This is a genomic window from Acinetobacter portensis (assembly GCF_023158935.1).
Taxonomy (GTDB): domain Bacteria; phylum Pseudomonadota; class Gammaproteobacteria; order Pseudomonadales; family Moraxellaceae; genus Acinetobacter; species Acinetobacter faecalis.
Genome location: NZ_CP096120.1, coordinates 331614 through 346053, shown reverse-complemented (window position 1 = coordinate 346053; position 14440 = coordinate 331614). Strand labels below are relative to the sequence as shown.

Annotated in this window: 14 protein-coding genes; 6 read left to right on the top strand and 8 right to left on the bottom strand. The window is 38.3% G+C overall.

Going from position 1 to position 14440, the window contains the following annotated elements; all coding sequences use genetic code 11:
- Positions 1 to 18: 18 nt before the first annotated feature.
- The 6 genes from rplB to MZO21_RS01660 all read right to left on the bottom strand — a co-directional run bounded on the left by rplB (position 19) and on the right by MZO21_RS01660 (position 3802).
- Positions 19 to 843 (bottom strand): 50S ribosomal protein L2, encoded by an 825-nt coding sequence (gene rplB / locus MZO21_RS01685; RefSeq protein ID WP_154771858.1) that lies wholly within the window; start codon positions 841 to 843, stop codon positions 19 to 21.
- A gap of 11 nt (positions 844 to 854) precedes the next feature.
- On the bottom strand, positions 855 to 1175 hold the full coding sequence (gene rplW, locus MZO21_RS01680) for a 50S ribosomal protein L23 (RefSeq protein WP_154771857.1): 321 nt from the start codon (positions 1173 to 1175) through the stop codon (positions 855 to 857).
- A complete protein-coding gene (rplD, locus tag MZO21_RS01675; protein ID WP_005012993.1) occupies positions 1172 to 1774 on the bottom strand; it encodes a 50S ribosomal protein L4 in 603 nt (200 codons plus the stop codon). Before rplD ends, rplW begins: the two co-directional genes overlap by 4 nt.
- Before the next feature lie 11 nt (positions 1775 to 1785).
- Positions 1786 to 2424 carry a 50S ribosomal protein L3 gene (gene rplC, locus MZO21_RS01670; RefSeq protein ID WP_154771855.1) on the bottom strand — a complete coding sequence of 213 codons (639 nt, stop codon included), beginning with the start codon at positions 2422 to 2424 and terminating at the stop codon, positions 1786 to 1788.
- A gap of 62 nt (positions 2425 to 2486) precedes the next feature.
- On the bottom strand, positions 2487 to 2798 hold the full coding sequence (gene rpsJ / locus MZO21_RS01665; protein ID WP_000070912.1) for a 30S ribosomal protein S10: 312 nt from the start codon (positions 2796 to 2798) through the stop codon (positions 2487 to 2489).
- 266 nt (positions 2799 to 3064) lie between these two features.
- On the bottom strand, positions 3065 to 3802 hold the full coding sequence (locus tag MZO21_RS01660; RefSeq protein ID WP_248102001.1) for a type 1 glutamine amidotransferase: 738 nt from the start codon (positions 3800 to 3802) through the stop codon (positions 3065 to 3067).
- 163 nt (positions 3803 to 3965) lie between these two features.
- Here MZO21_RS01660 and MZO21_RS01655 point away from each other — a divergent pair, with 163 nt between their 5' ends.
- The 5 genes from MZO21_RS01655 (at position 3966) to yihA (ending at position 9205) form a co-directional block, all read left to right on the top strand.
- Complete coding sequence (locus MZO21_RS01655) at positions 3966 to 5159, top strand: PLP-dependent transferase (RefSeq protein WP_248101998.1); 1194 nt, start codon at positions 3966 to 3968, stop codon at positions 5157 to 5159.
- A 23-nt stretch (positions 5160 to 5182) separates the two neighbouring features.
- Complete coding sequence (locus tag MZO21_RS01650; protein WP_154771853.1) at positions 5183 to 6766, top strand: helicase HerA-like domain-containing protein; 1584 nt, start codon at positions 5183 to 5185, stop codon at positions 6764 to 6766.
- Positions 6767 to 6911: 145 nt separating this feature from the next.
- Positions 6912 to 7670, top strand: coding sequence for a globin domain-containing protein (locus MZO21_RS01645; RefSeq protein WP_154771852.1), 759 nt, complete (start codon positions 6912 to 6914; stop codon positions 7668 to 7670).
- 100 nt (positions 7671 to 7770) lie between these two features.
- The gene (locus MZO21_RS01640) at positions 7771 to 8214 is read left to right on the top strand and encodes an RrF2 family transcriptional regulator (protein ID WP_248101994.1); all 444 of its coding nucleotides are present in this window, start codon (positions 7771 to 7773) and stop codon (positions 8212 to 8214) included.
- Positions 8215 to 8317: 103 nt separating this feature from the next.
- Positions 8318 to 9205: a ribosome biogenesis GTP-binding protein YihA/YsxC gene (gene yihA, locus MZO21_RS01635; RefSeq protein ID WP_154771850.1), complete on the top strand. Its 888-nt coding sequence runs from the start codon at positions 8318 to 8320 to the stop codon at positions 9203 to 9205.
- Positions 9206 to 9281: 76 nt separating this feature from the next.
- Here yihA and MZO21_RS01630 read toward each other — a convergent pair whose 3' ends face one another.
- Both MZO21_RS01630 and MZO21_RS01625 read right to left on the bottom strand, forming a co-directional pair.
- Positions 9282 to 10517: a dicarboxylate/amino acid:cation symporter gene (locus tag MZO21_RS01630; RefSeq protein ID WP_154771849.1), complete on the bottom strand. Its 1236-nt coding sequence runs from the start codon at positions 10515 to 10517 to the stop codon at positions 9282 to 9284.
- A gap of 154 nt (positions 10518 to 10671) precedes the next feature.
- Complete coding sequence (locus tag MZO21_RS01625) at positions 10672 to 11544, bottom strand: acyl-CoA thioesterase (protein ID WP_154771848.1); 873 nt, start codon at positions 11542 to 11544, stop codon at positions 10672 to 10674.
- 286 nt (positions 11545 to 11830) lie between these two features.
- Between MZO21_RS01625 and plsB the strand changes: the two genes are divergently transcribed.
- Positions 11831 to 14401 (top strand): glycerol-3-phosphate 1-O-acyltransferase PlsB, encoded by a 2571-nt coding sequence (gene plsB, locus MZO21_RS01620; RefSeq protein WP_154771847.1) that lies wholly within the window; start codon positions 11831 to 11833, stop codon positions 14399 to 14401.
- Positions 14402 to 14440 lie beyond the last annotated feature (39 nt).

The following is a 14440-nucleotide window of genomic DNA, read 5'->3' as shown; positions in this document are numbered from 1 at the left end:
GTCAGATTCCTTTACTTGTTACTTAACGCGACGGTCGCGAATGATCATCTTAGTCGTACGCTTATTGGTACGTGTTTTGTACCCTTTAGCTTTTTGACCCCATGGGCTTACAGGTTGAATACCTTTGTTACGCCCTTCACCACCACCATGTGGATGGTCAACTGGGTTCATCGCCATACCACGAACGGTAGGACGAACACCACGCCAGCGTGATGCACCAGCTTTACCTAGTGAACGTAAGTTGCTTTCTTGGTTAGAAACTTCACCAAGAACCGCACGACATTCAACGTGTACTTTACGCATTTCGCCTGAACGTAGACGAATAATTGCGTAAGAACCGTCACGACCCAACAACTGAGCAGATGTACCAGCAGAACGTACTAATTGTGCGCCCTTACCGATTTTAAGCTCGATGTTGTGAAGAGTAGAACCGATTGGCATGTTGCGAAGTGGTAAGCAGTTACCTGGACGAATTGGAGCATCGTTACCAGATTGTACTTGATCACCAGCGCGAAGGCCTTTAGGTGCAATAATATAACGACGCTCACCGTCAGCATACAATACAAGTGCAATGTGTGCAGTACGGTTAGGATCGTATTCAATACGTTCAACTACAGCAGGAATGCCATCTTTGTTACGTTTAAAGTCAACAAGACGGTAGTGCTGTTTATGACCGCCACCAACGTGACGAGTCGTAATGTGACCGTTATTGTTACGACCACCAGTACGTTTTTTAGCTTCAACCAACGGAGAGTAAGGAGCACCTTTATGTAGATGGCTGTGAACAACCTTCTCTACAAAGCGGCGTCCTGGTGACGTTGGCTTACATTTTTGAATAGGCATAATTCTCGTCCTTATTCCGCTGCGCTTTCAGCGGTATCGCCCAAGTCAGCCATTTCAACATCTTGGCCAGCTTTCAGGGTGACGTATGCTTTTTTAACATCAGAACGACGTCCTAATGTTTTACCAAAGCGTTTAGTCTTACCTTTAGTGATAGTCGTGTTAACTTTAACAACTTCCACACCAAACAATTGTTCTACTGCTTTTTTGATTTCAAGTTTGTTAGCGCCTAAAGCAACTTTAAAAACTTGAACACCAGCAGTTTCACCTAAAACTTGTGCTTTTTCTGAAAATACAGGTCCTTGTAGGACTTGATATAAACGTTCGTTGTTCATCCTAGTTCTACCTCAATTTTCTTAGCAGCAGCAACAGACATAACAACTTTATCGAACGCAATCAAGCTAACAGGATCAATTGCTGCAGCATCAACCACATCTACATGTGGAATGTTGCGAGCAGCAAGATACAAGTTTTCATCAACAGCATCAGTAACGATTAATGCACGAGTAGCATTCAAGTCGTTAAGTTTTGCAAGCAATTCTTTAGTTTTCGGAGCTGCAACAGCAAACTCTTCAACCAATACCAAGCGATCTTGACGAACAAGTTCAGCTAGGATGCATTGCATAGCACCGCGGTACATTTTACGGTTAACTTTTTGAGACCAATCTTGTGGACGAGCAGCAAAAGTTTTACCACCACCAACCCAGATTGGGCTACGGATAGAACCAGCACGCGCACGGCCAGTACCTTTTTGACGGAATGGTTTTTTACCACCGCCAGATACATCGCCACGTGATTTCTGAGCTTTCGAACCTTGACGACCACCAGCTAAGTAAGCTGTAACAACCTGGTGTACAAGTGCTTCGTTAAATTCACGACCGAAAGCAACTTCAGATAATTCAACAGCAGAGCCGGAAACAGTATTTAAATTCACGTTATTTCCCCTCAGGCCTTGATCGTAGGACGTACAGTTACGTCACCACCGGTAGCACCAGGAACCGCACCCTTAACAACAAGAACTGAACGTTCAACGTCGATAGCAACGATTTCAAGACCCTGTGTAGTTACGCGTTCAGCACCTAAATGGCCAGCCATTTTTTTGCCTTTGAATACGCGACCAGGTGTCTGGTTTTGACCAGTAGAACCTAAAACACGGTGAGATACAGAGTTACCATGAGTAGCATCTTGCGTACGGAAGTTCCAACGCTTAACACCACCTTGGAAACCCTTACCTTTAGATTGACCAGTTACGTCAACGATTTGACCAACTGTGAACAATTCAACTGTAAGCGTACCACCAACTTCACGACCTTCAAGATCAGCTTCTGTAGCACGGAATTCTTGAACTAGACGACCAGCAGCAACACCAGCTTTCGCAAAGTGACCTTTCTGAGCGTTAGTTACGCGAGATTCGCGACGTTCACCAGTAGTGATTTGAATCGCTTGATAACCATCAGTTTCAAGCGTTTTGATTTGTGTGATGCGGTTAGGATCAACCTCAATCACTGTTACAGGTACAGAAACACCAGCATCTGTAAAGATACGTGTCATACCGCACTTGCGACCGACTAAACCAATAGCCATGTGCATAAACCTCTAAAAAAGCGGCCTAATTAACTTATAGAACGTTAATTAACCCGAAAGCCTTAACCCAATGCGATCTGAACATCAACACCAGCTGCAAGATCTAACTTCATCAACGCATCTACAGTTTTGTCTGTAGGTTGAACGATGTCGATCAGACGCTTGTAAGTACGAATTTCGTACTGGTCACGCGCATCTTTGTTTACGTGTGGTGATGTTAAAACGTTAAAACGTTCAATGCGTGTAGGCATTGGAATTGGACCACAAACTTGTGCACCAGTACGTTTTGCTGTTTCTACGATTTCTTGAGCTGATTGATCAATTAAACGGTGATCAAAAGACTTAAGACGGATACGAATTCTCTGGTTAGACATACCAGTTAACTCCAAGCCAAAATATATAAAGAATCACCCTTGACGCATCTCCCCCCACAAATGTAAGGCAAGTGTCAAAGGCAGTGAAAATCACTAAGGTCATGATCGATGCCATGACTGTCACGATGTTAGCTAACTTATTTGTAGCTAACCCCTTTCAATAAAGGGTCGCTCATTATAACTATTGTTTATTGCATAAGCAAATCTATTTTACCTTTTATCTGCTTTATTCAAGCTTGCTGTCTGTTTATTTTGTAAACGTTTCTCTAATACGCTGATCTTCTTAATACATATTCTATTGCTTCTTTTAACAACTTATTCCCTTCTTGAAATTTTTCCTTTGGCGTTTTTCTCAAACTTAACTCTGTCTGAACATATTGTCCCGCAAACTTTGATAATTCATCTTCATCTTTTAAGAATAAAGACAAAGTTTCTGGTGTAATTTCTGGGTGAAATTGAAAACCAAGTACATTTTTTCCTATTTGGTACATCTGGTTTCGACATACATCATTTTCTGCCAAATGTATTGCTCCTTTAGGTATTTCAAAGGTTTCACTATGCCATTGCATTACATTTATCGTGTGGGGCAACTCAAAACACTCAGTAGATATATTTTTAACTTTATTTACAACACTCCATCCAAGCTCTTGTTCTGAATTCCGACTCACTGCCGCACCCAAAGCATTTGCAATGAGTTGACCTCCCAAACACAGTCCCAGAGCCGGCTTACCTAATGATAAGTATCTTCTTAACCATCTTTTTTCTACAGTTAGCCAAGGAAAATTAGCCTCATCATTTACGCTCATTGTCCCCCCCATAATAATCAATAGATCAACCTCCTCTACTGTAGGTAATGCCTCAATATCTAACGGACGATCCAAAGGTAAGGCAAAAAATTCTGTTGCTGTTATTTGTGCATTGAGTTGTTTTAAGTATTCATAACAACTTCCAAAACCTTCGCCAGCAATATGCTGAAAATAATGTACTTTTAAATGCGACTTCATGCGCTAAATCCTAATTGTTGTTGCTCTATTTATTTAATTTTGCAAGAACGAAGCCAACTTTTACTTATTTGTCTGTTTTTAACAGAATTGCGTAATTCTGTAGCATAAAACGCTAAATTTCTCTTAAGCTAGATGCATTAAATACATACCAAGAGATTTACTTGTGAAAAAGAATCAACAAACAAAACTTATTCATGCACCAAGACAAGCCCCTCAACTCATAAATACAATTCAACCTCCCCTATATCGTGCATCTACTATTATTTTTGATAACACCGATGCTTTGTTTAACCGCCATTGGACTGATGAATATGACTATAGCTATGGTACGCATGGAACACCCACAACCTTTACATTAGGCGATAACATTGCCCAAATTGAAGGTGGAAAATACGCTCTTCTTGCGCCAAGTGGCTTATCCGCTATTAATTTAGTGAACTCTTGTTTTTTATCTCAAGGAGATGAAGTTTGGGTTGCAGATAATATTTACGGTCCAAATATGGAGCATTTACAAAACCTGAAATCTCGTTATGGCATTTCTGTAAAAGTTTACAACCCTATTGATGCTTCAACTTTTCAGCCTACGGAAAAAGCAAAATTTTTATGGTTAGAAGCCGCAGGTTCTGTCACTTTAGAATTTCCAGATTTAGTAAATCTTGTTAAAAAAGCAAAGCAACTTAATATTCTTACAGCGCTAGATAATACTTGGGGCGCAGGCTTAGCCTTTAATGCTTTCGATTTTAGCAATGAACACCTAAGTGTAGATATTACAGTTCATGCACTCACAAAATATCCAAGTGGTGGCGGTGATATTTTAATGGGCTCTATCGTCACTCGTAATCAAAAGTTACATCATCAACTATTCCGTATGCATGCAATTCAAGGTATTAGTATTTCTGGTGATGATGTTTCTCAAATTCAACGTAGTTTATCTTCTATGCAACTTCGTTATGAGCATCAATCACAAAGTGCAATTAAGCTATTAAATTGGCTAAAACAGCAAAAAGAATTTGTGCAAGTATTACATCCAAGTGATGAAGCTTCCGCAGGTCACACATACTGGAAAGAAGTGTGTAAAGAAGGTCATAGCGCAGGTTTAGTGAGTGTTATTTTAGACCCTAAATATACGCTTGAAGATGTTCGTAAATTTTGTGATGCGCTTACATTATTTAAGCTTGGTTTTAGCTGGGGCGGTCCTGTAAGCCTTGTAATGCTATACAATTTAAATGAGATGCGTAGCTTAGAACACACTCATTTAAAACAAGGATTTCTCGTTCGTTTTTGTATAGGACTAGAACATTCTGAAGATTTAATACAAGATATAGAAAATGCAATTAAAACTTTAAATAAGCCATAAATTACAATGAAATAGGAATAAATATGGGTACACCAATTATTGTTGCAAAGAAAACATCGGATACTACACAAGATGTTGTTTTACACTCTCAATTTGCCAATAGACACGGTTTAATTGCAGGCGCTACAGGTACAGGTAAAACTGTGACCTTAAAGGTACTTGCAGAAAGCTTTTCACGTCTGGGTGTACCTGTATTTTTAGCCGATGCAAAAGGTGATGTTTCAAGCCTTGCTAAAGCGGGCGAAAGTAATGCTAAATTTGATGAGCGCTTAAAAACCTTAAATATTGAATCTGTTGATTTTGCAGCATCCCCTGTAGTTTTTTGGGATTTATTTGGTGAGCAAGGACATCCTATTCGAACTACCGTTTCGGAAATTGGTCCTTTATTACTTGCACGCATGTTGAATTTGAATGACACACAAGAAGGTGTGCTTTCAGCTGTTTTTAGAATTGCAGATGATCAAGGTTTACTTCTTTTAGATTTTAAAGATCTAAAAGCAATGATTAGCCATGTCAGTGAAAATGCAGCAAGTTATCAAGCAGAATATGGCAATTTATCTCCTGCAAGCTTAGGGGCAATTCAACGCAATTTACTTGCTTTAGCTGATCAGGGCGGTGATAAATTCTTTGGTGAGCCGAGCTTAAATATTTTAGATTTCATTCAAACAGATAGCCAAGGACGAGGAAATATTAACTTATTGGCTGCCGATAGATTAATGAACACACCAAAACTTTATGCAACATTCCTACTTTGGATGCTTTCCGAATTATTCGAACAACTTCCTGAAGTTGGCGATATGGACAAGCCAAAACTTGTTTTCTTCTTCGATGAAGCACATTTACTTTTTGATAACGCAAGCCAAGCCTTACAAGACAAAATTGAACAAGTTGTGCGCTTGATTCGCTCTAAAGGCGTAGGCATTTACTTTGTAACACAAAACCCACTCGACTTACCCGAGAGCGTTTTAGGTCAATTAGGTAATCGTATTCAACATGCATTACGTGCATTCACACCTAAAGATCAAAAAGCCGTTAAAACTGCTGCCGATACTTTCCGTACCAATCCTGAATTTAAAGTAGATCAAGCGATTACAGAACTTGGTGTTGGTGAAGCACTGGTAAGTTGTTTAGATGAAAAAGGGATTCCACAAATGGTGGAACGTGCTTGGATTATGCCACCACACTCCTCTTTTAGCCCAATTAGCACAGATGAACGTAAAAATTTAATCAGCCAAAGTGTTGTTGCTGGCATTTATGAACAAGAAATTGATCGTGAAAGTGCATTTGAACGCCTACAAAACAAAGTCGCAGAAATGCAACAACAGGCCGTCCAAGCAGAACAGGAAAAAATTGCAGCAAAAGAAAGAGAAGCACAAGAGAAACAACAAGCGAAAGAAGCTGAAGCTTTTGCTAAACAGCAAGCCAAAGAACAAGAGCGTATTGCACGTGAACAGCAAAAAGAAGCTGAACGTGCAGCAAAACAACGTGAAAAAATCATTCAAGATACCGTAGGTACTTTTGCGAAAAGCGCTGCACGTAGCTTAGGTGGATCTACAGGACAGAAAATTATTCGCGGATTACTTGGTTCTTTATTTGGTAAAAAATAATCAAATAAACCGATCAATTTTTCACTTATTATGGGATATCTTTATATCCCATATTTTTTGTATGGTTTTCTTAAAGATGTATTGTAAATACATTTTATAAGATGTATTTTAAATATATCTTATAACTCTCTCTAGAAGTAAAGCCATGAATCCACAATATATCGAACTCGTAAAATCAACTGTTCCTGTGCTACGTGAAAACGGTGTTGCACTTACAAGTTATTTCTACAATCGCATGTTGACCAATAATCCTGAGTTAAAAAATACATTTAACTTAGATCATCAAAGTACTGGTCGTCAGCCACGTGCGCTTGCTGCTGCTGTTTTAGCTTATGCAGAAAATATTGAGAACCCAAGCGTATTAGCTAAAGCAATTGAACACATTTCAACTAAGCACGTAAGCTTAGACATTCAGCCAGATCAATATTCAATTGTGGGTGAAAACTTGCTTCATTCAATTAGTGAAGTTTTAGACGTACCAATGGATTCAGACTTAATTGCTGCATGGAAAGAAGCATATCTTCAACTTGCTGAAATTTTAATTAATTCTGAAAAACAAAAATTCGATAACCTTGCTGCGAAACAAGGCGGATGGAGTGGCTGGCGTTCATTTGATATCACTGCAATTGAAAGCAATGAAAATGGTAAAACATTTACAATTAAAGCAACCGATGGCAACGATGTGGTAGGTGCTGATGCAGGTCAATACGTTTCAGTAAAAGTTAAAGTTCCAAATCATGAACTTCAACAACCTCAACAATTTAAGTTTGCAGATGCTCAAGCAAATAACGAATTTAAATTTGCAGTTAAAGCTGAAGAAAATGGTACTGAATTCTCTGTTGCGAACATCTTGTTAGAAAACTACAACGTTGGCGATACAGTACAAGTAACTGCTCCACTATAAGCAATATTACCTTGTTCTAAATAGATGATTCTGTGTTGAAAGTTCCTTTAGAGGGACTTTCACGCTACACTAGAAAGGTTCCCAATATTTTTATAGACACATGCAACTAAACAAATTTACCGATTATGCACTGCGTATTTTATTGTATATCGCTCAACCGAGAGATATGCCCTATACCATTGCCGAAATTGCGGAAGATTTACATGTTTCTAAAAATCATTTAGTTAAAATTGTTCATTTTATGGGGCAACATGATTGGATTATTACCACGCGCGGTAAAGGTGGTGGAATTCGCTTAAATCCTCAAGCATTAAATTCACAACTTAGTGAAATTGTTAGAATTTTACAAGGTGATCATCAAATTGTTGAATGTAATACCCCGCCCTGCGTTTTACGTAGCAAATGCGGTCTAAAAGGTATCTTAGATCAAGCACTTGAACAGTTCTATATCAGCTTAAATCAATACACCCTCAATGATGTTCTCAATACATCCCCTCAAGCTAAATATTCTACTTTATCTGCTATTCCTCTTATTCATTTATAAAACTCTTTGGCAAATTTCCTGCGCTTTAAAATTTACAAAGGTCGCTTGAATGTTCGACTTCCTTTATAATGGTCGTTTGTAGATTATTGATTGAAGTTAAGCTATGCACCACAGCAGAGGAAAGTCTAAAAACAGTAAGATAGCAAATGCGCCTAAGCAAAAGATCAGCTATGTGAAAAAAGTTGATTCTGCCATTACTGAGTACTCTGTTCGCTCATTAAATTGGTTACGAAAAGCTGAATTCTTAATGAGTGCGCCTAAGCTTAATCTTTGTGTTGAAGATACAGGTTATGAAGTTGCATTTGCAGGTCGTTCAAATGCGGGTAAATCAAGTGCAATTAATGCTTTAACCAACCAAAAGCAATTGGCTCGCGCATCTAAAAAGCCTGGTCGTACTCAAATGATCAACTTTTTTAGCTTAGGAAATCCAGACCAACGTTTAGTCGATTTGCCTGGTTATGGCTATGCTGCCGTTCCTGAAGCAATGAAAATTGTTTGGCAAAAAGAGTTAGAAAATTACCTGATTCATCGCCAAAGCTTACAAGGCTTAGTTTTACTCATGGATATTCGCCATCCATTACAACATTTCGACATTATGATGTTGGAATGGGCTTATTCACGTAAATTATTTGTTCATGTACTTTTAACAAAGTCTGACAAACTCAACCGTGGCCCTGCTTCTAAAGTATTGCAAGAAGTTCAGGCACAGTTGAAAAAGATGAAGTTAAACTTCTCAATTCAACTTTTCTCTTCAATGAACAAACAAGGTTTAGAAGAACTTGCTAGCGTCATGGCAGGTCGTTTGAACTTTACACTTGAACAAGCAAGTTCGTTTGATTTAGACAGTATTCCAGAAGCTTCTGAAAATGATTTTGAAGAAGGTGAATTTGAAATGGAAGAAGGCATTTATGATGATGCCGAATTTGAAGATCAACTTGATGTTGAAGATGAAACAGTTGCTAAAGTAGATGCTGCAAAAAAAGAAGATTAATCTTTTTTCAAGCAAATAAAAAAGGTCGGAATATCCGACCTTTTTTATTTCTCAAACCTTAGTTCAAAATCAAATACTAAGCTGTATTTTCTTCTTTAGTATGACGGTCTACCACAACACTAATCATCATATCACCCTGAACATTTACAACTGTTCGAACCGTATCTAGCAAACGATCAATAGGTAATAAAATTGCAATCGCTTCTGCAGGCAAACCAACAGATTGTAAAACCATAATCATGGTGACCATACCTGCACTTGGAATACCTGGCGCACCAAGCGAAGCGATCATGGCTGTTGCACAAACAATAAGTTGCTGACCAATGGTTAAATCTAAGCCCATTAAATTTGCAATAAATAAGGCTGCTGCTGCTTCATAAAGCGCAGTTCCATCCATATTTAATTGTGTTCCTAAAGGAATCACAAAACCTGCCGTTTGTGGACGTACGCCTAAGTTTTCCTGCGCACATTTCATTGAAAGTGGCATTGTTGCAGAACTTGAGCTTGTGGCAAATGCAGTAATTAATGCGGCACGTGTTCCTTTAAAAAAGGTTAACGGATTCATCTTGCCAAAAATCCATAAAAGAAGTGGCAACACCACCACCCCATGGAAAATTGTTGTTCCTGTTACCACGGCGGCAAATTCAGCCAAACGACTTAAAACAGTAATATCTTCTGTTGCTATCAGCTTTGCCAATAATGACAAAATACCGAATGGTGCAAGCTTCATTACCCAACCAATCATCAACATCATAATGTCAAAAAACTGATGACTAAGTTTACGTACTGTTCGGAAGTTTTCTCCACCTTTAACCAAAGCCACACCCACAAATAATGCAAAAACCACAACGGCTAAAACATTACCTTCTGCAAATGCTTTAAATGGATTAATTAAGGTATTTTGAATAAAGTTGGTGAAAAAAGAGGTTGGCGTTAATGTGTCAGGTGTTTGATGCGAGTTCATTGCATCTTGGAACATGACAATGTCTACACCTTTACCTACATTAAATAAGTGCGCACAAGCTAAACCTAAAATAAGCGCCAATGTTGTTGTGGTTACACAACACATTAAGGTAATTTTCCAAGTTCGACTGAGTTGCCCTGTAGCTTGTAAATTAGAAACACCAACTACAATAGAGCTGAAAATTAATGGAATTAACAGCATTTTCAGCAAGCCAATAAAGACACTACTGACAATACTTAGCCCGTAAATACTTGCATCAAAAAACTGAGTGTTTGGAAATAGGTTTAGAATAAAACCAAAAATCACACCCACTATGGCTGCAATTAGAATTTGTGAATTTAAGTTCATCCTAGAATGCTTTTTTGAATTAATTTAGCTGACAATATGCCATGCATATTTTTTATTATCGAGCGTTATTTTGTCATAAGGTTATACCTATCTTAGGTATATTTCATAAAAAAAAGCCGAATCATCATTCGGCTTTTTAGTTTCAATTTTTAAATTATTGAGATTCAATTTCTCGTAAGCGGATTAGGCCTTCTTGTGTTGTGCTACACACCAACTGACCGTTTTGCCACATTCTACCAAAATTCAAACCACGCGAACTTGCGCTAATTGTTGCATCCATGTCGTAAAGCATGAATTCATCTGCACGGAATGGTTTATGGAAATACATTGCATGATCGATGCTTGCACATTGCAAACTTGGTGAAAGATAACTTAAGCCATGTGGGCGAAGCGCTGTCGTCATTAAAGTGAAATCTGAATAGAACGCAGCAATTGCTTGATGCAATGAAATTTCATCAACTTCCGCAGCAATTTTATCGTGCGTACGAATGTAATGTGCATAGTTTGGTGCTTCAGGTTGTGGTGCAAATGGATTAATTGGCATCACAGGACGAAGCTCAACATGACGATCACGCATAAAGCTTGCACGTACATTTTCAGGTACAAATTCAACCATCTGCTGTTTTAATTCAGCTTCATTTTTTAAGTTTTCAGGTGCAGGATAATCTGGCTCGGCTGTTTGATAATTTAAGCCTTCCTCTTGCTCTGCAAATGAAACCATGCACATAAAAATAGTTTTACCATGCTGAATTGCACGCACCTGACGGCTAATAAAACTACGCCCATCTCGAATACGATCTACTTCATAAATAATTGGCGCATTTACATCACCACCAAATAAGAAATATGCATGTAAAGAATGTGCTGGTCGATCTGTTGTGTATGAAGCTGCACGTAATGCTTGGCCTAAAACTTGCCCACCAAAAACACGCTTACCCACCAAGTTCCGACTTTGTCCACGGAAGATATTTTCTTCAAGTTTTTCAAGGCTAAGTAAATCAACCAATTCCTGAGTTAATGCATTCATGGGGGCAACCTATATCGATTCGATCACTATGAAATGAGGCTTTAATTGTGTATTACAACTAAAAAGAAGGCTATTTTGCCATAAAACCAACCAAAGCAATAAAGTTTTACTGACTCGTTTGTCATATGATTTTTTGAATATAGCTTCTAAAAGTATGCTCTTTAACTGTAAAATTACCCGCACTTACGAATATTGTTAGAAAATGGCATATTGTGTTGAATTACAATTGCTCAAAATAATATCCCGCAACATCTCTGTAGTAACGGTCTTTTAAGTAGGAGTTCTTATGTCCAAGAGTGGCTTCGGTCAAATTTATCGCAAGCTTTCTAGCAAGCTGCTTGACCTCGTGGTAACACCTCAAGTTCTTGGCGAAGTTCCTGTAGCATCTCAAACTGCAGAAAAACAAGGTGATGCGCTAAACAAACCTAAAGTGGTTTGTTATGTTTTACAAAATCATTCTCGCAGCAATGCATTAGTTGTTGATGGTGAAACTCGACGTTTAAAATTAGCACCTGCATTAGACCCGCTTACTATTAAAGACCATAAAGAGAAAGTATCTGTTCTTTTCTTACAACATTCAGATGAAAATAATATTTTAAATCCATCTGCACATAAGCTTCCGCCACGCTTACTTAGCTTGGTTGAATTACTAGAAAAACACCCAGATGCAGATGTAGATCTTGTGCCTGTTACCCTACTTTGGGGACGTGCGCCAGATAAAGAAAATTCATTGCTTAAGGTTTTAATGACCGATACATGGTCTACACCTGGCACAGTGAAACAGCTTATAAATATTGGCATGCATGGACGTCAATCTTATTTAGAATTCCATGAGCCACAATCTTTACGTAAGCTTATTGAATTTGCGAAAGAGACACATCCAAATATTTCGCCTGCAACATATATTTTAAATACCTTAAATAATTACCTAGATAATCAACGTGAAATTGTTTTAGGGCCAGATTTGTCTGACCGACGCAATGTCATGCATTCGCTTATTAAGTCTCCCGATGTTCAAGATGCAATTCGTCGCGAGAGCATTCGTAGTAAAATTAGTTTGCTTGAAGCAGAACGCCGCGCTATAGGTTGCGTGAACGAAATTGTTTCGGACTATTCACACTCGACTGTACGTTTTGCCTCTATGGCGCTTACACGCTTATGGACACAACTTTATGATGGTGTAGATGTTCACAACTTTAGTACGGTTCGTGAATTAGCCAAAGACTACGAGATTATTTATACGCCATGTCATCGTAGCCATATCGACTATTTATTATTGTCTTATGTGATTTATCAACGTGGTTTGATGGTACCGTACATTGCCGCAGGCGATAACTTAAATATGCCTTTTGTAGGGCAAATTTTACGTGGCGGTGGCGCATTCTTTATTCGCCGTTCATTCCGCGGAAGTGGTTTATACACCACGGTATTTAAAGAATATTTATATAGCATTTTGTCACGCAACACACCGCTTGAATACTTCATTGAAGGTGGTCGTTCACGTACAGGTCGTATCTTACCGCCTAAAACGGGCATGCTTGCTATGACTGTTCATAGTCATTTACGTGGTCGCTCTAAGCCTATCGTATTTATTCCAACTTATATTGGTTATGAACGCTTAATGGAAGGTTCAACTTATGTAGGCGAAATGAATGGTAAGGCGAAAGAGTCTGAATCAATTATGGGTATTATTAAAACCCTACGTAAAATTGAAAAAGTCTTTGGTAAAGTTCATGTGAACTTTGGTGAGCCAGTTTTCTTAGATGACATGCTGAAACAGCATAATGCAGAAAATGTAACTGTTGCTAAAAATGATGATGCAATTCCTGAAGAAGTATCACAAGCAGTAAATAGCTCTGCAAATGCAATTTTGGAAAACATTAACCGTGCTGCAGTTATTAACCCTGTTTCATTGCTTTCACTTATTCTTCTTGCAACACCAAAACATACGTTAGATGAAGAAATTTGCGTGAAGCAAATTGATACTTACCGTAATTTGCTTGCATCTTTACCTTATGATGAACGCATTCAAGTAACGCCTTTATCTGGCAAAGAAATTATTGCTTATGGTTTAAAGCTTAAACTAATTAAACGCGTGAACCATGTTTTAGGTGATATTATTGCGATTGAAGAAGGTCAAGCAGTTCTTCTTACTTACTTCCGCAATAACATCTTACATGCCTTTGTTTTACCATCTTTAATTGCTGCACTTGTAAACCACAATGGTTCAATTGCTCCAAAAGATTTATGCAATGTTATTAAAACTTTATATCCATTCTTAAAAGCAGAATTGTTCTTAAAGTGGAATGAAGATGATATTCAAGCCCCAACTGAAGCGTATATTAATGCTTTATTGAATGCAAAACTCATCTCTAAAGATGCTGAAGGCAATTTAGTTGCACCTGCACCAAATACTGAAGATCATAATCAGCTTGTAGTGCTTGCAACACCTGTCATGCAAAGCCTTGAGCGTTACTACATTACGCTTTCACTCATTACTCAGCGCGGTTCAGGCAATATTTCAATGCGCCAAGTTGAAGAACTTAGTCATTTAGTGGGTCAGCGCTTATCTGTACTTTATGAGTTTAATTCTCCTGAATTTTTTGATAAAGCACTTTTCCAAAGCTTCATTAAAATGCTCACGCAAAAAGGTTACATCAGTACAAATGAAGATAATTCGATAGTATTTGATGCGCCATTCCAAAATATTACCCAGTACGCCAACCTTGTTTTAGATGAAGATAAATTGCAAATGCTTCATCACATTACTTCATTTACCGATGAAGAATTGAAAGAAGCTTTAGATGCCTTAGCTGCCCAACAAGCTAAAAAACGCCAAAAGCGTAAAAAGAAATAAGCAAAGAAAAGCCTCTCAATTGAGAGGCTTTTTTATATC

Bases quoted from the DNA above. Each gene is read 5' to 3' on its own strand.
- MZO21_RS01640 (WP_248101994.1), top strand. From the start codon at position 7,771: ATGCAACTAAACAAATTTACCGATTATGCACTGCGTATTTTATTGTAT.
- yihA (WP_154771850.1), top strand. From the start codon at position 8,318: ATGCACCACAGCAGAGGAAAGTCTAAAAACAGTAAGATAGCAAATGCG.
- plsB (WP_154771847.1), top strand. From the start codon at position 11,831: ATGTCCAAGAGTGGCTTCGGTCAAATTTATCGCAAGCTTTCTAGCAAG.
- MZO21_RS01650 (WP_154771853.1), top strand. From the start codon at position 5,183: ATGGGTACACCAATTATTGTTGCAAAGAAAACATCGGATACTACACAA.
- rplB (WP_154771858.1), bottom strand. From the start codon at position 843: ATGCCTATTCAAAAATGTAAGCCAACGTCACCAGGACGCCGCTTTGTA.
- rpsJ (WP_000070912.1), bottom strand. From the start codon at position 2,798: ATGTCTAACCAGAGAATTCGTATCCGTCTTAAGTCTTTTGATCACCGT.
- MZO21_RS01625 (WP_154771848.1), bottom strand. From the start codon at position 11,544: ATGAATGCATTAACTCAGGAATTGGTTGATTTACTTAGCCTTGAAAAA.
- MZO21_RS01630 (WP_154771849.1), bottom strand. From the start codon at position 10,517: ATGAACTTAAATTCACAAATTCTAATTGCAGCCATAGTGGGTGTGATT.
- MZO21_RS01645 (WP_154771852.1), top strand. From the start codon at position 6,912: ATGAATCCACAATATATCGAACTCGTAAAATCAACTGTTCCTGTGCTA.
- rplC (WP_154771855.1), bottom strand. From the start codon at position 2,424: ATGGCTATTGGTTTAGTCGGTCGCAAGTGCGGTATGACACGTATCTTT.
- rplW (WP_154771857.1), bottom strand. From the start codon at position 1,175: ATGAACAACGAACGTTTATATCAAGTCCTACAAGGACCTGTATTTTCA.
- MZO21_RS01660 (WP_248102001.1), bottom strand. From the start codon at position 3,802: ATGAAGTCGCATTTAAAAGTACATTATTTTCAGCATATTGCTGGCGAA.